A 19,033-nucleotide genomic window follows, 5' to 3' on the forward strand; every position below is an offset into this window, starting at 1 on the left:
TAAGATGGTTATCTTGTACTGAATACATAGGTGCAAGAGGCGAACCAGGGGAACTGAAACATCTAAGTACCCTGAGGAAAAGAAATCAACCGAGATTCCCTTAGTAGTGGCGAGCGAACGGGGACTAGCCCTTAAGTGGCTTTGAGATTAGCGGAACGCTCTGGAAAGTGCGGCCATAGTGGGTGATAGCCCTGTACGCGAAAATCTCTTGGTCATGAAATCGAGTAGGACGGAGCACGAGAAACTTTGTCTGAATATGGGGGGACCATCCTCCAAGGCTAAATACTACTGACTGACCGATAGTGAACTAGTACCGTGAGGGAAAGGCGAAAAGAACCCCGGAGAGGGGAGTGAAATAGATCCTGAAACCGTATGCGTACAAGCAGTGGGAGCAGACTTTGTTCTGTGACTGCGTACCTTTTGTATAATGGGTCAGCGACTTATTTTCAGTGGCGAGCTTAACCGAATAGGGGAGGCGTAGCGAAAGCGAGTCTTAATAGGGCGTCTAGTCGCTGGGAATAGACCCGAAACCGGGCGATCTATCCATGGGCAGGTTGAAGGTTGGGTAACACTAACTGGAGGACCGAACCGACTACCGTTGAAAAGTTAGCGGATGACCTGTGGATCGGAGTGAAAGGCTAATCAAGCTCGGAGATAGCTGGTTCTCCTCGAAAGCTATTTAGGTAGCGCCTCATGTATCACTGTAGGGGGTAGAGCACTGTTTCGGCTAGGGGGTCATCCCGACTTACCAAACCGATGCAAACTCCGAATACCTACAAGTGCCGAGCATGGGAGACACACGGCGGGTGCTAACGTCCGTCGTGAAAAGGGAAACAACCCAGACCGTCAGCTAAGGTCCCAAAGTTATGGTTAAGTGGGAAACGATGTGGGAAGGCTTAGACAGCTAGGAGGTTGGCTTAGAAGCAGCCACCCTTTAAAGAAAGCGTAATAGCTCACTAGTCGAGTCGGCCTGCGCGGAAGATGTAACGGGGCTCAAACCATACACCGAAGCTACGGGTATCATCTTCGGATGATGCGGTAGAGGAGCGTTCTGTAAGCCTGTGAAGGTGAGTTGAGAAGCTTGCTGGAGGTATCAGAAGTGCGAATGCTGACATGAGTAACGACAATGGGTGTGAAAAACACCCACGCCGAAAGACCAAGGTTTCCTGCGCAACGTTAATCGACGCAGGGTTAGTCGGTCCCTAAGGCGAGGCTGAAAAGCGTAGTCGATGGAAAACAGGTTAATATTCCTGTACTTCTGGTTATTGCGATGGAGGGACGGAGAAGGCTAGGCCAGCTTGGCGTTGGTTGTCCAAGTTTAAGGTGGTAGGCTGAGATCTTAGGTAAATCCGGGATCTTAAGGCCGAGAGCTGATGACGAGTTACCCTTTGGGTGACGAAGTGGTTGATGCCATGCTTCCAAGAAAAGCTTCTAAGCTTCAGGTAACCAGGAACCGTACCCCAAACCGACACAGGTGGTTGGGTAGAGAATACCAAGGCGCTTGAGAGAACTCGGGTGAAGGAACTAGGCAAAATGGCACCGTAACTTCGGGAGAAGGTGCGCCGGTGAGGGTGAAGGACTTGCTCCGTAAGCTCATGCCGGTCGAAGATACCAGGCCGCTGCGACTGTTTATTAAAAACACAGCACTCTGCAAACACGAAAGTGGACGTATAGGGTGTGACGCCTGCCCGGTGCCGGAAGGTTAATTGATGGGGTTAGCTAACGCGAAGCTCTTGATCGAAGCCCCGGTAAACGGCGGCCGTAACTATAACGGTCCTAAGGTAGCGAAATTCCTTGTCGGGTAAGTTCCGACCTGCACGAATGGCGTAACGATGGCGGCGCTGTCTCCACCCGAGACTCAGTGAAATTGAAATCGCTGTGAAGATGCAGTGTATCCGCGGCTAGACGGAAAGACCCCGTGAACCTTTACTATAGCTTTGCACTGGACTTTGAATTTGCTTGTGTAGGATAGGTGGGAGGCTTTGAAGCGTGGACGCCAGTTCGCGTGGAGCCATCCTTGAAATACCACCCTGGCAACTTTGAGGTTCTAACTCAGGTCCGTTATCCGGATCGAGGACAGTGTATGGTGGGTAGTTTGACTGGGGCGGTCTCCTCCTAAAGAGTAACGGAGGAGTACGAAGGTGCGCTCAGACCGGTCGGAAATCGGTCGTAGAGTATAAAGGCAAAAGCGCGCTTGACTGCGAGACAGACACGTCGAGCAGGTACGAAAGTAGGTCTTAGTGATCCGGTGGTTCTGTATGGAAGGGCCATCGCTCAACGGATAAAAGGTACTCCGGGGATAACAGGCTGATACCGCCCAAGAGTTCATATCGACGGCGGTGTTTGGCACCTCGATGTCGGCTCATCACATCCTGGGGCTGAAGCCGGTCCCAAGGGTATGGCTGTTCGCCATTTAAAGTGGTACGCGAGCTGGGTTTAGAACGTCGTGAGACAGTTCGGTCCCTATCTGCCGTGGACGTTTGAGATTTGAGAGGGGCTGCTCCTAGTACGAGAGGACCGGAGTGGACGAACCTCTGGTGTTCCGGTTGTCACGCCAGTGGCATTGCCGGGTAGCTATGTTCGGGAAAGATAACCGCTGAAAGCATCTAAGCGGGAAACTTGCCTCAAGATGAGATCTCACTGGAACCTTGAGTTCCCTGAAGGGCCGTCGAAGACTACGACGTTGATAGGTTGGGTGTGTAAGCGCTGTGAGGCGTTGAGCTAACCAATACTAATTGCCCGTGAGGCTTGACCATATAACACCCAAGCAATTTGCTGACCTGAAAAGGCACCAGATTGCGGTGTGTGAAGACGAAACGAACCGAAAGTTCGACTGCACTTAAAAAAGCAGCACAAAACACCGAAAGCTGTCACATACCCAATTTGCTGAAGCGAGGCCACTTGGCCACGATTCGGTACCCGAATTTCTTGACGACCATAGAGCGTTGGAACCACCTGATCCCATCCCGAACTCAGCAGTGAAACGATGCATCGCCGATGGTAGTGTGGGGTTTCCCCATGTGAGAGTAGGTCATCGTCAAGATTAAATTCCGAAACCCCAATTGCGAAAGCAGTTGGGGTTTTGTTTTGTCCGCAGGAAAGTATTTGAGCGTTCTCGGGCAACTCCAATCATGATTCGTTGTTATGTCAGGGCAGCGCCAGTATTGCTCCCCAGCGGTGCCGTCTGCGACATTCGCCATAGGGCCCTTAGGCCGTCCACGTTCGCGTAGCAGCGCGCCCGCGATGTGATGAGCGCAACGAGTCGATATTCGCTCAGCAGTCCTCTTATGAGCCTCTGTAAGGTTTTGTTCGGACAGATGCGCCTGACGGCCCTATGAGAGCGCCAGAAGAGTTTGTAGCGGAGCTGCGCTTGCTTGGTTGAAGCATAAGGGCAATGCCCGAGCTATTAAGCAATGTGTCTTGCTTCTCGGTTGCCTGGAGGCTTTGATTTGCGAGCGAGTGAGGTGGGGCGTGACTGTGCGCTCTGGAGTCTGTAGAGCGCTTGTAAAAAGAAGCTGTCTTGCGAGGGGGGATGAAATTCCGGAAACAAAAAAGCCCGCAGTTAGCGGGCTTTAGAGGTGTTACGTAGACGCTGGTAGTCGTCTATGTCTTGCAAATGGTGCCCCGAGGGAGACTCGAACTCCCACTCCTTTCGAAAACGGATTTTGAATCCGCCGCGTCTACCAATTCCGCCATCAGGGCTCAATGGCGGCGAAGTATAGAGATGAGATTACCGTTGGTCAATCACGTTTCATGGTCTATTTTCGATATTTCCGCTAAACTTTCCGACCCTGCTAGACGAACCCCATCATGCGCGTTGCTGACTTTACTTTCGAACTCCCTGATTCGCTGATCGCCCGCCACCCTTTGGCCGAGCGTCGCGGTAGTCGCCTGCTGACCCTGGATGGGCCAAGCGGCGCCCTTGCACACCGTCAATTCACTGATTTGCTTGAGCATTTGCGCCCGGGCGATTTGATGGTGTTCAACAATACCCGGGTGATTCCGGCGCGGCTGTTCGGGCAGAAAGCGTCCGGCGGCAAGTTGGAAATCCTCATCGAACGCGTGCTCGATACACATCGCGTACTGGCTCATGTGCGCTCCAGCAAGTCGCCAAAACCGGGTTCGAAGATCCTTATCGATGGCGGCGGCGAGGCAGAAATGCTCGCGCGTCACGATGCGCTGTTCGAACTGGCCTTCGCTGAAGAAGTGTTGCCGCTGCTCGATCGTGTCGGGCACATGCCGTTGCCTCCCTATATCGATCGCCCGGATGAAGGTTCGGATCGCGAGCGTTATCAGACTGTGTACGCCGAGCGCTTGGGTGCAGTGGCGGCGCCTACGGCGGGCCTGCATTTCGATCAGTCGCTGATGGAGGCGATTGCTGCCAAGGGTGTCGAGACAACGTTCGTCACGCTGCATGTTGGCGCGGGGACGTTCCAGCCAGTACGCGTCGAAAAACTTGAAGATCACCACATGCACACCGAGTGGCTGGAAGTCGGCCAGGACGTGGTCGATGCGGTTGCAGCGTGCCGTGCGCGCGGTGGTCGAGTGATTGCGGTCGGCACCACCAGCGTGCGTTCACTGGAAAGTGCTGCACGCGATGGCGTGCTCAAGCCGTTCAGTGGTGACACCGATATCTTTATCTTCCCGGGCCGGCCGTTCCATGTGGTTGATGCCCTGGTGACCAATTTCCATTTGCCGGAATCGACGCTGTTGATGCTGGTTTCGGCATTTGCCGGTTATCCCGAGACCATGGCTGCCTACAAGGCCGCCGTCGATAACGGTTACCGTTTTTTCAGCTACGGTGATGCGATGTTCATCACCCGTAATCCCGCACCGACTGCCCCTGAACAAACAGGCCCAGAGGAAACAGAATGAGTCGCGAATGTCGCATGTCCTTTGAACTTCTGGCCACCGATGGCAAGGCCCGGCGTGGTCGCCTGACCTTCCCGCGTGGCACCGTCGAGACCCCGGCGTTCATGCCGGTGGGTACTTACGGCACGGTCAAGGGCATGTTGCCGCGTGACATCGTTGCCACCGGCGCTGAAATCATTCTGGGCAATACCTTTCACCTGTGGCTGCGCCCTGGCACCCAAGTGATCAAGGAGCATGGCGACCTGCACGATTTCATGCAGTGGAAAGGCCCGATCCTCACTGACTCCGGCGGTTTTCAGGTGTTCAGCCTCGGCGCGATGCGCAAGATCAAGGAAGAGGGCGTGACCTTCGCCTCCCCGGTCGACGGCGCTAAAGTGTTCATGGGCCCGGAAGAATCGATGCAGGTGCAGCGCGATCTCGGCTCCGACATTGTGATGATTTTCGACGAATGCACGCCGTACCCGGCTGACGAAGATGTTGCTCGCGTATCGATGGAGTTGTCGCTGCGCTGGGCTCAGCGTTCGAAAAATGCTCACGGCGACAATACCGCCGCGTTGTTCGGCATCGTTCAGGGCGGCATGCACCAGGATCTGCGCATGCGCTCGCTCGAAGGCCTCGACAAGATCGGCTTCGATGGCCTGGCCATTGGCGGTCTGTCGGTGGGCGAACCGAAGCACGAGATGATCAAGGTTCTGGATTATCTACCAGGCATGATGCCGGCTGACAAACCTCGTTACCTTATGGGTGTTGGCAAACCGGAAGATCTGGTTGAGGGTGTGCGCCGCGGTGTGGACATGTTCGATTGCGTGATGCCAACGCGTAATGCCCGCAATGGGCATCTGTTCATTGATACCGGCGTGCTGAAGATCCGTAACGCGTTCCATCGCCATGATGAATCGCCGCTGGATCCGACCTGCGATTGCTATACCTGCCAGAACTTCTCCCGCGCTTATCTGCATCACCTGGACAAGTGCGGCGAAATGCTGGGAAGCATGCTCAATACCATCCATAACTTGCGCCATTATCAGGTGCTGATGGCTGGTTTGCGCGAGGCTATTCAACAGGGTACATTGGCCGCCTTTGTCGATGCCTTCTACGCCAAACGCGGGCTCCCCGTTCCGCCTTTGGACTGAGTTTTCTGACCCCAAGATTCAACATTTGCAACTGGAGTGCTAAATGAGCTTTTTTATCTCTAACGCCATGGCTGACGCGGCTGCACCGGCTGCTGCCGGCCCAATGGGCGGCGGTTTCGAGTGGATTTTCCTGGTCGGCTTCCTGGTCATCTTCTATCTGATGATCTGGCGTCCACAGGCCAAGCGCGCCAAAGAGCAGAAGAACCTGCTGAGCAGCCTGCAAAAAGGTGACGAAGTTGTGACCACTGGCGGCATCGCTGGCAAGATCACCAAAGTGGCCGATGACTTCGTGGTTCTGGAAGTTTCCGACACCGTCGAAATGAAGTTCCAGAAAGGCGCCATCGCCGCCACGCTGCCAAAAGGCACGCTGAAAGCGATCTGAAGCAACAACTTCTACTCAATCGACGGGGCGCGCAAGGCGCCCCGCGTTCATAACGGGCGGCGTGATGCTGAACAAATATCCTCTGTGGAAATACATTCTGATCCTGGCGGTGCTGGCGATCGGTCTGATTTATTCCGCTCCGAATCTATACCCCGATGACCCGGCCATTCAGGTCAGCGGTGCAAGCACTGCGCTGCAAGTCAATCAGGCTGATCTGGATCGTGTGAGCACTGCGCTCAAGGAGTCCGGGATCAACGTCAAGGCAGCCACGCTGGCCGCCAACGGCAAGGGCGGTCTGATCCGTCTGAGCAAGGCTGAAGACCAGCTGCCGGCCAAGGACGTTGTGCGCAAGGCATTGGGTGACGACTACGTTGTCGCGCTGAACCTCGCACAGACCACTCCGCAGTGGCTGCGCAATCTGGGCGCGCACCCGATGAAGCTGGGTCTGGACTTGTCCGGTGGTGTGCACTTCCTGCTGGAAGTGGACATGGACAAAGCCCTCGATGCACGCCTGAAAGTCTACGAAGGCGACGTCAAGAGCCTGCTGCGCAAAGAGAAGCTGCGCTATCGCAGCCTGCCGCAACTGGGCGGTGCCATTCAGCTGGGCTTCAGCGATGAAGATTCCCGCGAACAGGCCCGTGCACTGATCCGCAAGAACTTCAACGATTTCGACATTGTTCCGGCCGACCTCAACGGTCAACCGGTGCTGCGTCTGGCGATGACCCCGGCCAAGCTGGCGGAAATCCGTGAATACTCCATCAAGCAGAACCTGACCACGGTACGTAACCGCGTCAACGAGCTGGGTGTTGCCGAACCGATCGTTCAGCGTCAGGGCGCCAACCGCATCGTGGTTGAGCTGCCGGGCGTGCAGGACACTGCCGAAGCCAAGCGTATTCTTGGCAAGACGGCCAACCTTGAGTTCCGTCTGGCTGCCGAGCCGGGTGCTTCGAAAGCCACCTCCGAAACCTTCGAGTTCCGTGAGGGCAATCGTCCGCCAGCACAGATCGAGCGTGGTCTGATCATCACCGGTGACCAGGTCACCGATGCCAAGGCCGGTTTCGGCGAGCACGGCACCCCGGAAGTGAACATCCGTCTGGATGGTCACGGTGGCGAGCTGATGAGCCGCGCTACTCGTTCGAACGTTGGTCGCAGCATGGCGGTGATCTTCATCGAGCAGCGTCCGATCACCACTTACACCAAGCAAGTGGTCGATGGCGTCGAGAAAGACGTTGCGGTGCAAACGTTCAAAGAAGAGAAGAAGATCATCAGCCTGGCGACCATCCAGTCGCCGCTGGGTGCTCAGTTCCGTATCACTGGCCTGAACGGTCAGGGTGAATCGTCCGAACTGGCGCTGCTGCTGCGCGCCGGTGGTCTGGCTGCACCGATGTACTTCGCTGAAGAGCGCACCATCGGCCCGAGCCTGGGCGCTGACAACATCACCAAAGGTATCGATGCGTCGCTGTGGGGCATGCTGTTCGTGTCGCTGTTCATCATCGCCATCTACCGCTTCTTCGGCATCATCGCCACTGTCGCGTTGGCAGTGAACATGGTGTTGCTGCTGGCCTTGATGTCGCTGCTGGGTGCAACGCTGACCCTGCCGGGTATCGCCGGTATCGTATTGACCATGGGTATGGCGGTCGACGCCAACGTGCTGATCTTCTCGCGGATTCGTGAAGAGATCGCCGCCGGCATGACCGTGCAGCGTGCAATCAACGAAGGCTTCGGCCGGGCATTCACCGCGATTCTCGACGCCAACCTGACCACGTTGTTGGTCGGCGGGATTCTCTTTGCCATGGGTACAGGCCCGGTCAAAGGTTTCGCAGTGACCATGTCCCTCGGGATCTTTACCTCGATGTTCACGGCCATCATGGTGACCCGCGCAATGGTCAACCTGATCTTTGGCGGACGTGACTTCAAGAAGTTGTGGATTTAAGGGGCTGCCATGTTACGTACAATCAACTTCATGGGCGTTCGCAACTTCGCGTTCGGCGTCACAGTGTTTCTCACGTTGCTGGCTATGTTCAGTGTCGTGACCAAGGGTATGAACTGGGGTCTGGACTTCACTGGCGGTACGCTCATCGAGCTGACCTACGAGCGTCCGGCCGACGTTACCAAGGTGCGTGAGCAACTGGCGACGTCGGGTTACCACGAAGCAATCGTGCAGAGCTTCGGTGCGACTACCGATCTGCTGGTGCGGATGCCGGGTGAAGACCCGCAACTGGGCCATCAGGTGGCGGAAGCGCTGCTGAAGGTCGGCGGCGACAACCCGGCAACGGTCAAGCGTGTCGAGTTCGTCGGCCCGCAGGTCGGTGAAGAGCTGCGCGACCAGGGCGGCCTCGGCATGCTGCTGGCGCTCGGCGGCATCCTGATCTACCTGGCTTTCCGCTTTCAGTGGAAGTTCGCGGTCGGCGCCATCGTTTCGCTGATTCACGACGTGATCGTAACCATCGGTATCCTGTCGTACTTCCAGATCACTTTCGATCTGACCGTGCTGGCGGCGGTGCTGGCGATCATCGGTTACTCGCTGAACGACACCATCGTGGTATTCGACCGGGTTCGTGAGAACTTCCGTGTGCTGCGCAAGGCAACGCTGATCGAGAACATCAACATCTCGACCACGCAGACCCTGCTGCGCACCATGGCGACGTCGATCTCGACTTTGCTGGCGATCGCTGCGCTGCTGTTCTTCGGCGGTGACAACCTGTTCGGCTTCTCGATCGCGCTGTTTATCGGTGTTCTGGCGGGTACTTACTCGTCGATCTACATCGCTAACGTGGTGCTGATCTGGCTGAACCTGACCACCGAGGATCTGATTCCTCCGGCCAACACCGAGAAGGAAGTCGACGACCGTCCATAACGGCCATCATTTTCCCGGCTGTCAGCCCAAGAAAGGCGCGAGTTGAACTCGCGCCTTTTTTTATGCTCCAAGGCTGGGAGAAGCGCGGGCGCGTCCCGCATGTGATGGTCAGGAGGTTCATGTGAACAAGTCGTTGCTGGTTGGTGCGGTATTGGGTGCTGTCGGTGTGACTGCCGGGGGTGCTGTTGCCACCTACAGCCTGGTTAAAAGCGGCCCTGAGTATGCGCAAGTATTGGCCGTTGAACCGGTTAAAACACAGATCAAGACTCCACGTGAAGTGTGCAAGGACGTGACAGTGACTCGTCAGGCACCGGTAAAAGATCAGCACCAGATTGCCGGTACCGTCGTCGGTGCGCTGGCAGGTGGTTTGCTGGGTAATCAGATTGGCGGCGGCACCGGCAAGAAGATTGCCACGGTGGCCGGTGCGGTCGGTGGTGGTTATGCGGGTAACAAGGTGCAGGAAGGCATGCAAGAACGTGACACCTACACCACCACGCAAACCCGCTGCAACACGGTCAATGACATCAGCGACAAGGTCGTCGGTTACGACGTGCGTTACTCGCTTGATGGCAAGGAAGGCAAAGTGCGGATGGATCGCGATCCGGGCAACCAGATTCCGGTCGACAAGGAAGGCAAGCTGATTCTGTCGCAGAATGAGCCGGCTCAGTAAGTACCGACTGTTTTAAAAGGAAGCACCCTGCGGGGTGCTTTTTTTGTGCTCGCCATTTAAGCCACGCAACAAATCCCCTGTAGGAGTGAGCCTGCTCGCGATAGCTATTTATCATTCGATGCAGGTGGTGGCTGATACACCGCTATCGCGAGCAGGCTCACTCCTGCATTGGTCCCGTGGTGTGGCGAGTGACGAATTCCAGGCATAAAAAAAGCACCCCGAAGGGTGCTTTTTTCGTCTCGCCGGAAGCTTAGCGCTTCAGCGAGGCCGGCAGGTGCGGCTGGATCGCCGTCAGCACTGCCTTGAAGCATTTGGTGTTGCCGGCAACGATGTGGCCTTTTTCAAGGAAGTCGTGACCGCCGGTGAAGTCGCTCACCAGGCCGCCGGCTTCTTGAATCAGCAGGGCGCCTGCAGCCATGTCCCACTCGGACAGACCCGATTCCCAGAACGCGTCGAAACGACCGGCAGCCACATAAGCCAGGTCCAGGCTCGCCGAACCGGCGCGGCGGATGCCGGCAGTCTGGCCAACCAGAGCGCGGAACATGCCCAGGTAGTTGTCGAGGTTGTCCATCTGGTCGTCACGGAACGGGAAGCCGGTACCCAGCAGGGCGCCGTCGAGGCTGGTGCGACCGCTGACGCGCAGACGGCGACCGTTCAGTTGAGCGCCGCGACCACGGCTGGCGGTGAATTCTTCCTGGCGAACCGGGTCCAGAACCACTGCATGTTCCAGGCGACCACGGTACTTACAGGCAATGCTGACAGCGAAGTGCGGAATGCCACGCAGGAAGTTGGTGGTGCCGTCCAGTGGATCGATGATCCACAGGTACTCTTCGCCTTCGATGCCGGTGCCGGCGTGCAGGCCAGTCTCTTCACCCTGGATCGAGTGATTCGGGTAAGCCTTGCGCAGGGCGTCGATGATTTTCTGTTCGGCGGCGCGATCGACCTCGGATACATAATCCTTGGCGTCTTTTTCGTCGACCTTGATGGTATCCAGGCGCTCGATGGAGCGGAAGATCAGTTCACTGGCGCTGCGGGCGGCGCGCAGCGCGATATTCAGCATGGGCTGCATGGATGTGTCACCTAAGGTTGTTAAAGAAAGCCGCGCATTCTATCAGAACTTTTCTTCAGGTGAAGGACGCTGTTCGCTTTCATAGCTTAACGGTAGGCTGTTCTGTAAGATTTGCACCCCTTTCCTGTGTCCGAGAGCGCCTCCCTTGCTGCAGAACATTCGTGTCGTCCTGGTCAATACCAGCCACCCCGGCAACATCGGCGGGGCCGCGCGCGCCATGAAAAACATGGGTCTGTCGCGATTGGTGCTGGTCGAACCGCGGGTCTTCCCGCACCACGAAGCCGATGCTCGTGCTTCCGGTGCCGGTGACATCCTTGAAAACGCGCAAGTCGTCGCCACGTTGGAAGACGCCTTGGTCGGCTGCAATCTGGTGCTAGGCACCAGCGCCCGTGACCGTCGAATCCCTTGGCCGCTGCTGGATCCGCGCGAGTGCGGCACCAAAGTGGTCGAGGAAGCCGGGCAGGGCGCCGAAATCGCTCTGGTCTTCGGTCGTGAAGATTCCGGTCTGACCAATGAAGAGCTGCAGCGATGTCACTTTCACGTGCATATCCCCTCCGACCCTGAGTTCAGCTCGCTGAACCTCGGCGCGGCGGTGCAGGTGTTGAGTTACGAAGTGCGCATGGCCTGGCTGGCCGCCCAAGGTCAGCCGAGCAAGATCGAGAAAGAAGAAGTGGCTTCGGTGAAAAGCGCCGAGCTGGCGACCATGGATGAGCTGGAGCGCTTTTATGAGCATCTGGAGCAGACGCTGGTCGCTATCGAATTCCTCGATCCGGAAAAACCCCGGCACTTGATGGCGCGCCTGCGCCGGTTGTACGGACGCAGCTCGGTCAGTCGGGCGGAAATGAATATTTTGCGTGGCATCCTCACGGAAACCCAGAAAGCGGCCCGTGGTGAGCTTCTTAAGCGGAAGGACTAAATGATGTTTGAGCGTTTGCGTGAAGATATCCAGAGCGTATTCCATCGAGACCCGGCGGCGCGTAACGCTTTTGAAGTCCTGACCTGCTACCCCGGCATGCATGCGATCTGGATTCATCGATTGGCCGGCATGCTCTGGCGCAATGAACTGAAATGGCTGGCGCGGCTGGTATCGAACTTCGGTCGCTGGTTGACCGGGATCGAGATTCATCCGGGGGCCAAAGTCGGTCGTCGTTTCTTTATCGACCACGGCATGGGCATCGTCATCGGTGAAACCGCCGAGATTGGCGATGACGTGACGATATATCAGGGCGTGACTCTCGGTGGCACCAGCTGGAACAAAGGCAAGCGTCACCCGACCTTGGGTGACGGAGTTGTCGTGGGGGCGGGCGCCAAGGTGCTCGGTCCGTTTACCGTCGGCGCTGGTGCCAAGGTCGGTTCCAACGCCGTGGTGACCAAAGAGGTGCCGCCGGGCGCCACTGTTGTCGGTATTCCCGGGCGAATCATCGTCAAGTCCGATGAGGAGCAGGACGCCAAGCGCAAGGCTATGGCCGAGAAAATCGGTTTCGACGCCTACGGTGTCAGCGAAGACATGCCCGACCCGGTGGCGCGCGCCATTGGTCAATTGCTCGATCACCTGCAAGCGGTGGACGGACGGCTGGAAGGGATGTGTGGTGCGCTGAAGGATCTGGGCAGCAATTATTGTGCGAAAGATCTGCCTGAACTGCGTGAAGAAGACTTCGCCTGCGTCAAAGGCAAAGACGAGTCCAAAGCCAGCTAAACCTCAGCGCTGCCTTCGCAAGCAGGCTCGCTCCCACATTGGAATGTATTGCCCTTGTGGGAGCGAGCCTGCTCGCGAAGAACGATAACGCGGTACCGCTGGCTGTACGCCGCCAGCCTTTGCTATGATGCGCGCGCTCTTTTGCGGGTAATCCTGACTAAAGTACTAGGTCTTAAAGTTGACTTAAATACTCGGGAATTGCATACTCGCCCCATTCTGAACTCCGTGGTAACTGTCCATGCGACTGACTACAAAAGGCCGATACGCCGTGACCGCCATGCTTGACCTGGCGTTGCACGCGCAGCACGGGCCCGTGTCCCTGGCCGATATCTCCGAGCGCCAAGGCATCTCCCTGTCCTACCTCGAACAGCTGTTCGCCAAGCTGCGCCGCAGCAACCTGGTTTCCAGTGTTCGCGGCCCGGGTGGTGGTTACCAGTTGTCCCGCGACATGCAGGGCATTCAGGTCGCTCAGGTGATCGATGCGGTAAACGAATCGGTCGATGCCACCAAATGCCAGGGCCAAGGCGATTGCCATTCCGGCGACACCTGCCTGACTCACCATCTGTGGTGCGATTTGAGCCTGCAGATTCACGAATTTCTAAGTGGTATCAGCTTGGCTGATCTTGTGACTCGCCGTGAGGTGCAAGAAGTAGCCCAGCGTCAGGACCAGCGCCGTTGCAACAGCAAGGCGCCACGCCTGGACAAGATTGAAGCGTCCGCCGTCGAATGACAGCCAGAGAGCTAGCGGCACGCCAGCCCTGATTTAGGAGATAGTCCATGAAATTGCCGATTTACCTTGATTACTCTGCGACCACCCCGGTTGATCCGCGTGTTGCGCAAAAGATGAGTGAATGCCTGCTGGTCGACGGAAACTTCGGTAACCCGGCGTCCCGTTCCCACGTGTTCGGCTGGAAAGCTGAAGAGTCCGTCGAAAACGCCCGTCGTCAGGTGGCCGATCTGGTCAACGCTGATCCGCGCGAAATCGTCTGGACCTCCGGTGCCACCGAATCCGACAACCTGGCAATCAAGGGTGCGGCGCATTTCTACGGCTCCAAGGGCAAGCACCTGATCACCTCCAAGATCGAGCACAAGGCTGTCCTCGACACCATGCGCCAACTGGAGCGTGAAGGTTTTGAGGTCACCTACCTCGAGCCGACCGAAGACGGTCTGATCACCCCGGCCATGATTGAAGCTGCACTGCGCGAAGACACCATCCTCGTCTCCGTGATGCACGTGAACAACGAAATCGGCACCGTCAACGACATCGCCGCTATTGGCGAAATGCTCCGCGCCAAGGGCGTTCTGTTCCACGTCGACGCCGCTCAGTCCACTGGCAAGGTCGAGATCGACCTGCAGAAACTGAAAGTCGACATGATGTCGTTCTCCGCCCACAAAACCTACGGCCCTAAAGGCATCGGCGCGCTGTACGTCAGCCGCAAGCCGCGTGTGCGCATCGAAGCGACCATGCACGGCGGCGGTCACGAGCGCGGCATGCGTTCCGGCACCCTGGCGACCCACCAGATCGTCGGCATGGGCGAAGCGTTCCGTGTGGCCAAAGAAGACATGGCGGCTGAAAACGTCCGTATCAAAGCCTTGAGCGACCGCTTCTACAAGCAGGTCGAGCATCTGGAAGAGCTGTACGTCAACGGCAGCCTGACCGCCCGCGTTCCGCACAACCTGAACCTGAGCTTCAACTACGTTGAAGGCGAGTCGCTGATCATGGCGCTCAAGGATCTGGCGGTATCGTCCGGTTCGGCGTGCACCTCGGCGTCGCTGGAGCCTTCGTACGTACTGCGCGCCCTGGGCCGCAACGACGAATTGGCACACAGCTCGATCCGCTTCACCTTCGGCCGTTTCACCACCGAAGAAGAAATCGACTACGCCGCGCAGAAAGTCTGCGAGGCCGTTACCAAGCTGCGCGCTCTGTCGCCGCTGTGGGACATGTACAAAGACGGCGTCGATATCTCGAAAATCGAGTGGGCGGCACACTAAATATAGAAGCCGCCAGATACAGATCCTGTAGCGACGCGGCGGTTTACGCAGCGCAGTTGCAGGGTCTCAAGAGCGGCCCTGATGAGTGAGGATTAGAATCATGGCTTACAGCGAAAAGGTCATCGACCACTACGAAAACCCGCGCAACGTCGGCAAGATGAACGCGGAAGATCCTGATGTCGGCACCGGCATGGTCGGCGCTCCGGCGTGCGGCGACGTTATGCGTCTGCAAATCAAGGTCAACGACGCTGGCATCATCGAAGATGCCAAGTTCAAGACCTACGGCTGCGGTTCGGCTATCGCTTCCAGCTCCCTCGCCACCGAGTGGATGAAGGGCAAGACCCTGGACGAAGCAGAAACCATCAAGAACACTCAGCTGGCCGAAGAACTGGCCCTGCCGCCAGTGAAAATTCACTGCTCGGTACTGGCTGAAGACGCTATCAAAGCAGCTGTTCGCGATTACAAGCAGAAGAAAGGCTTGATCTGACTTTCTGGATTTGGCGACGAGTAAGGAGTCACCGATGGCTATCAGCATGACAGAAGCGGCTGCTCGACACGTGCGGCGCTCCCTCGACGGGCGCGGCAAAGGTGAAGGGATTCGTCTGGGTGTTCGCACCACAGGCTGTTCCGGCCTTGCCTACGTGCTGGAGTTTGTCGACGAGGTGGTTGCAGAGGATCAGGTGTTCGAGAGTCACGGCGAAAAAGTGATCATCGACCCGAAAAGCCTCGCCTACCTGGACGGCACCGAGCTCGATTTCGTCAAGGAAGGGTTGAACGAAGGCTTCAAGTTCAACAACCCCAACGTACGCGGTGAATGTGGCTGCGGCGAAAGCTTCAACATCTGAGGCTTGTCGTGGGTATTCCTTGTCATTTCGCTTTATTCGAGCTGCAACCGGGTTTCCGTCTGGATCTCGAGCAGTTGGCCACGCGCTATCGTGAGTTGGCGCGCGGCGTTCATCCTGACCGTTTTGCCGACGCTTCCGAGCGTGAGCAGCGGTCGGCACTCGAGCAGTCTGCGCGTCTCAACGACGCCTATCAGACGCTCAAGAGTCCGGCCCAGCGCGCACGCTACCTGCTGACCATCAGCGGGCATGAAGTGCCGATGGAAGTTACCGTCCATGATCCCGAGTTTCTTCTGCAGCAGATGCAATGGCGCGAAGAACTTGAAGACCTCCAGGACAGTGTCGACCTCGACGGTGTCGCGGTGTTCAAGCGGCGCTTGAAAGTGGCTCAGGAAGAACTCAATGAAAGCTTCGCAGCCTGTTGGGATGATGCAGCGCAACGCGAACAGGCCGAACGCCTGATGCGGCGCATGCAGTTCCTCGACAAGCTCACCTACGAAGTGCGCCAGTTAGAAGAGCGCCTCGACGATTAACCCAGTGCCGCTCCGGTCGCACGCCTGATATACAGATAAGTCCTGATCACGATGGCCCTACTGCAGATCGCCGAACCCGGCCAAAGTCCTCAACCGCACCAGCGTCGTCTGGCTGTAGGGATCGACTTGGGCACTACCAATTCGCTGGTCGCTGCGTTGCGCAGTGGTCTTTCCGAGCCGCTGGCTGACGCAAACGGGCAGGTCATCCTGCCGTCCGCTGTGCGTTACCACGCCGATCACGTCGAAGTCGGCGAGTCGGCCAAACTGGCCGCCGCTTCCGATCCTCTGAACACCGTGCTGTCGGTCAAGCGCTTGATGGGTCGTGGTCTGTCCGACGTCAAGCAATTGGGCGAGCAACTGCCATACCGCTTTGTCGGTGGCGAGTCGCACATGCCGTTCATCGACACTGTGCAAGGCCCGAAAAGCCCGGTCGAAGTCTCCGCCGATATCCTCAAGGTGCTGCGTCAGCGCGCTGAAGCGACGTTGGGTGGTGAGCTGGTTGGCGCGGTGATCACCGTTCCAGCGTATTTCGATGATGCCCAGCGCCAAGCGACCAAGGATGCGGCCAAATTGGCCGGCCTGAACGTTCTGCGTTTGCTCAACGAGCCGACCGCTGCTGCTGTGGCGTACGGTCTGGACCAGCACGCTGAAGGCCTGGTCGCCATTTATGACCTGGGCGGCGGCACCTTCGATATTTCGATTCTGCGTCTGACTGGCGGTGTTTTCGAAGTGCTGGCCACTGGCGGCGACAGCGCGCTGGGTGGCGATGACTTCGATCACGCGATTGCCGGCTGGATCATCGAGAGCGCGGGCCTGTCCGCCGATCTCGATCCGGGCGCGCAACGTAATCTGCTGCAAACCGCTTGTGCGGCCAAAGAAGCGCTGACCGATGCGGCCAGCGTTGAAGTGGCCTATGGCGACTGGAAAGCGTCGCTGACTCGCGAAGCCTTCGATGCGCTGATTGAGCCAATGGTCGCGCGCAGCCTGAAAGCCTGCCGTCGCGCCGTTCGCGATTCTGGCATTGAGTTGGAAGACGTGCACGCAGTGGTCATGGTCGGCGGTTCGACTCGCGTGCCGCGTGTTCGCGAAGCCGTTGCCGAAGCCTTCGGTCGTCAGCCTCTGACTGAAATCGACCCGGATCAAGTGGTGGCCATCGGTGCCGCGATCCAGGCCGATACCCTGGCAGGCAACAAGCGTGATGGCGGCGAACTGCTGCTGCTCGACGTGATTCCGCTGTCCCTGGGGCTGGAAACCATGGGTGGCCTGATGGAGAAGGTGATTCCGCGCAACACCACCATCCCCGTCGCGCGCGCGCAAGATTTCACCACTTATAAAGACGGCCAGTCGGCCATGGCGATTCACGTCCTGCAGGGTGAGCGCGAGCTGATCAGCGACTGCCGCTCGCTGGCGCGCTTCGAATTGCGTGGTATTCCGGCGATGGTCGCCGGTGCAGCGAAGATTCGCGTGACCTTCCAGGTCGATGCCGACGGTCTGCTCAGCGTTGCCGCCCGTGAATTGGGTTCGGGCGTTGAAGCGAGCATTCAGGTCAAACCGTCCTACGGTCTGACCGATGGCGAAATCGCCAAAATGCTCAAGGATTCGTTCCAGCATGCCAATGACGACAAAGTCGCCCGCGTTCTGCGTGAGCAGCAAGTCGATGCCCAGCGCCTGATCGAAGCGGTGCAGGGCGCTCTGGAGGTTGATGGCGAGCGTTTGCTCGACGCCGAAGAGCGCATGGTCATCGACCTGCAGTTGCAGGAACTGGCTGAACTGATGAAAGGTACCGATGGTTACGCCATCGAGCAGCAGACCAAGCGTCTGTCGCAAGTGACCGATGCTTTTGCTGCCCGCCGCATGGATCTGACGGTGAAAGCCGCTCTGTCGGGGCGCAATCTGAATGAAATCGAGGATATCTGATGCCGCAGGTCATTTTTCTGCCCCACGAGAAGTTCTGCCCTGAAGGCATGGTGGTCGAGGCTGCGCCCGGCACATCGATTCTCGAACTGGCTCATGAACACCACATCGAGATGGAAAGCGCCTGCGGCGGCGTCTGCGCTTGCACCACCTGCCATTGCATCATCCGCGAGGGTTTCGACTCGATGGAAGAGGCTGACGAGCTGGAAGAAGACTTCCTTGATCGGGCTTGGGGTCTGGAAGCGCAATCGCGTCTGGCTTGCCAGGCGATCGTCGGTGAAGAAGACATCACCGTCGAAATTCCGAAATATTCGCTTAACCATGCGGCCGAAGCGCCGCACTGACTGGTAAGACTGTCATGAGCTACGGTTGGAATGATGTTCAACGTATTGCAGAAGAACTGGCCGAGGCCAAACCGGGCGTAGACCCGTTTTCTGTCAATTTCGTCGATCTGCAGCAATGGATCAAAGAGCTGCCGGATTTTGACAATACCTCTGGCCGGGTTGGCGAGAAGGTGTTGGAAGCGGTTCAGACGCTCTGGGCTGAAGAATTGGACTGATCGTCCTCGCAGGTTAGGCAATACCCAAGAACCCGCGTATAATTCGCGGGTTTAATTTTTCGCAAATTACCGTTTCTGGAGTTACACCATGGCTGTTCAACGCACTTTCTCCATCATCAAGCCTGACGCTGTTGCAAAAAACGTCATCGGCGAAATCACCACTCGTTTCGAAAAAGCCGGCCTGCGCGTTGTAGCTTCGAAACTGAAGCAACTGTCCAAAGCTGAAGCTGAAGGCTTCTACGCTGAGCACAGCGCTCGTGGTTTCTTCGGCGACCTGGTTGCTTTCATGATCTCCGGTCCTGTTGTTGTTCAGGTTCTGGAAGGCGAAAACGCTATCGCTCTGAACCGTGAGCTGATGGGCGCTACCAACCCTAAAGAAGCTGCTGCCGGCACCATCCGCGCTGACTTCGCTGATTCCATCGACGCCAACGCTGTTCACGGTTCGGACTCCGAAGCCGCAGCTGCTCGTGAAATCTCGTACTTCTTCGCAGCTACTGAAGTAACCACTCGCTAA

General features: G+C 57.4%; 18 protein-coding genes, 1 tRNA gene and 2 rRNA genes (1 of these 21 cut by a window edge). 19 read left to right on the forward strand and 2 right to left on the reverse strand.

All coding sequences use genetic code 11. The features are described 5' to 3' along the window. Both ACOYXJ_RS14965 and rrf read left to right on the forward strand, forming a co-directional pair. A 23S ribosomal RNA gene (locus ACOYXJ_RS14965) occupies positions 1–2,756 on the forward strand (it extends 138 nt beyond the left edge of the window). A 171-nt stretch (positions 2,757–2,927) separates the two neighbouring features. Further along, positions 2,928–3,043: ribosomal RNA gene (gene rrf, locus ACOYXJ_RS14970) — 5S ribosomal RNA — on the forward strand. A 574-nt stretch (positions 3,044–3,617) separates the two neighbouring features. On the opposite strand, the gene ACOYXJ_RS14975 is transcribed toward rrf, so the two are convergent. Next, positions 3,618–3,702 (reverse strand) — tRNA-Leu (locus ACOYXJ_RS14975). A 108-nt stretch (positions 3,703–3,810) separates the two neighbouring features. On the opposite strand from ACOYXJ_RS14975, the gene queA reads away from it, so the two are divergent. The 6 genes from queA (at position 3,811) to ACOYXJ_RS15005 (ending at position 9,914) form a co-directional block, all read left to right on the forward strand. Next, a complete protein-coding gene (queA, locus tag ACOYXJ_RS14980; RefSeq protein ID WP_016984383.1) occupies positions 3,811–4,875 on the forward strand; it encodes a tRNA preQ1(34) S-adenosylmethionine ribosyltransferase-isomerase QueA in 1,065 nt (354 codons plus the stop codon). 14 nt (positions 4,876–4,889) lie between these two features. Beyond that, positions 4,890–6,005: a tRNA guanosine(34) transglycosylase Tgt gene (gene tgt, locus ACOYXJ_RS14985; protein ID WP_162130185.1), complete on the forward strand. Its 1,116-nt coding sequence runs from the start codon at positions 4,890–4,892 to the stop codon at positions 6,003–6,005. A 43-nt stretch (positions 6,006–6,048) separates the two neighbouring features. Further along, entirely contained in the window at positions 6,049–6,387 is a 339-nt protein-coding gene (gene yajC, locus ACOYXJ_RS14990) for a preprotein translocase subunit YajC (protein ID WP_007916913.1), read from the forward strand. Between the two features lie 64 nt (positions 6,388–6,451). After that, positions 6,452–8,320, forward strand: a complete 1,869-nt coding sequence (secD, locus tag ACOYXJ_RS14995) for a protein translocase subunit SecD (protein WP_077574432.1) — start codon at positions 6,452–6,454, stop codon at positions 8,318–8,320. Positions 8,321–8,329: 9 nt separating this feature from the next. Next, on the forward strand, positions 8,330–9,244 hold the full coding sequence (gene secF, locus ACOYXJ_RS15000; protein WP_095123431.1) for a protein translocase subunit SecF: 915 nt from the start codon (positions 8,330–8,332) through the stop codon (positions 9,242–9,244). 121 nt (positions 9,245–9,365) lie between these two features. Beyond that, on the forward strand, positions 9,366–9,914 hold the full coding sequence (locus ACOYXJ_RS15005) for a glycine zipper 2TM domain-containing protein (RefSeq protein WP_007916907.1): 549 nt from the start codon (positions 9,366–9,368) through the stop codon (positions 9,912–9,914). A gap of 250 nt (positions 9,915–10,164) precedes the next feature. On the opposite strand, the gene suhB is transcribed toward ACOYXJ_RS15005, so the two are convergent. Further along, on the reverse strand, positions 10,165–10,983 hold the full coding sequence (gene suhB, locus ACOYXJ_RS15010; RefSeq protein ID WP_016773320.1) for a type III secretion system regulator SuhB: 819 nt from the start codon (positions 10,981–10,983) through the stop codon (positions 10,165–10,167). A gap of 145 nt (positions 10,984–11,128) precedes the next feature. On the opposite strand from suhB, the gene trmJ reads away from it, so the two are divergent. The 11 genes from trmJ (at position 11,129) to ndk (ending at position 19,033) form a co-directional block, all read left to right on the forward strand. Beyond that, a complete protein-coding gene (trmJ, locus tag ACOYXJ_RS15015) occupies positions 11,129–11,899 on the forward strand; it encodes a tRNA (cytosine(32)/uridine(32)-2'-O)-methyltransferase TrmJ (protein ID WP_007916903.1) in 771 nt (256 codons plus the stop codon). Between the two features lie 3 nt (positions 11,900–11,902). Next, positions 11,903–12,679: a serine O-acetyltransferase gene (gene cysE / locus ACOYXJ_RS15020; protein WP_007916901.1), complete on the forward strand. Its 777-nt coding sequence runs from the start codon at positions 11,903–11,905 to the stop codon at positions 12,677–12,679. A gap of 238 nt (positions 12,680–12,917) precedes the next feature. Then, positions 12,918–13,409: a Fe-S cluster assembly transcriptional regulator IscR gene (iscR, locus tag ACOYXJ_RS15025; RefSeq protein ID WP_003227911.1), complete on the forward strand. Its 492-nt coding sequence runs from the start codon at positions 12,918–12,920 to the stop codon at positions 13,407–13,409. Positions 13,410–13,456: 47 nt separating this feature from the next. After that, entirely contained in the window at positions 13,457–14,671 is a 1,215-nt protein-coding gene (locus ACOYXJ_RS15030) for an IscS subfamily cysteine desulfurase (protein WP_007916899.1), read from the forward strand. Positions 14,672–14,771: 100 nt separating this feature from the next. Beyond that, a complete protein-coding gene (gene iscU / locus ACOYXJ_RS15035; RefSeq protein WP_007916892.1) occupies positions 14,772–15,158 on the forward strand; it encodes a Fe-S cluster assembly scaffold IscU in 387 nt (128 codons plus the stop codon). Positions 15,159–15,192: 34 nt separating this feature from the next. Further along, complete coding sequence (gene iscA, locus ACOYXJ_RS15040; protein WP_003227904.1) at positions 15,193–15,516, forward strand: iron-sulfur cluster assembly protein IscA; 324 nt, start codon at positions 15,193–15,195, stop codon at positions 15,514–15,516. 8 nt (positions 15,517–15,524) lie between these two features. Further along, the gene (gene hscB / locus ACOYXJ_RS15045; RefSeq protein WP_460370178.1) at positions 15,525–16,046 is read left to right on the forward strand and encodes a co-chaperone HscB; all 522 of its coding nucleotides are present in this window, start codon (positions 15,525–15,527) and stop codon (positions 16,044–16,046) included. A gap of 51 nt (positions 16,047–16,097) precedes the next feature. Further along, the gene (gene hscA / locus ACOYXJ_RS15050) at positions 16,098–17,963 is read left to right on the forward strand and encodes a Fe-S protein assembly chaperone HscA (RefSeq protein WP_460370180.1); all 1,866 of its coding nucleotides are present in this window, start codon (positions 16,098–16,100) and stop codon (positions 17,961–17,963) included. Beyond that, positions 17,963–18,304 carry an ISC system 2Fe-2S type ferredoxin gene (gene fdx, locus ACOYXJ_RS15055; RefSeq protein WP_007916885.1) on the forward strand — a complete coding sequence of 114 codons (342 nt, stop codon included), beginning with the start codon at positions 17,963–17,965 and terminating at the stop codon, positions 18,302–18,304. The genes hscA and fdx overlap by 1 nt, the downstream gene beginning before the upstream one ends. Positions 18,305–18,318: 14 nt before the next feature. Continuing rightward, a complete protein-coding gene (iscX, locus tag ACOYXJ_RS15060) occupies positions 18,319–18,519 on the forward strand; it encodes a Fe-S cluster assembly protein IscX (protein WP_008084655.1) in 201 nt (66 codons plus the stop codon). A gap of 88 nt (positions 18,520–18,607) precedes the next feature. Further along, the gene (gene ndk, locus ACOYXJ_RS15065) at positions 18,608–19,033 is read left to right on the forward strand and encodes a nucleoside-diphosphate kinase (RefSeq protein ID WP_007916882.1); all 426 of its coding nucleotides are present in this window, start codon (positions 18,608–18,610) and stop codon (positions 19,031–19,033) included.

Source organism: Pseudomonas sp. Tul2A7, assembly GCF_054790505.1.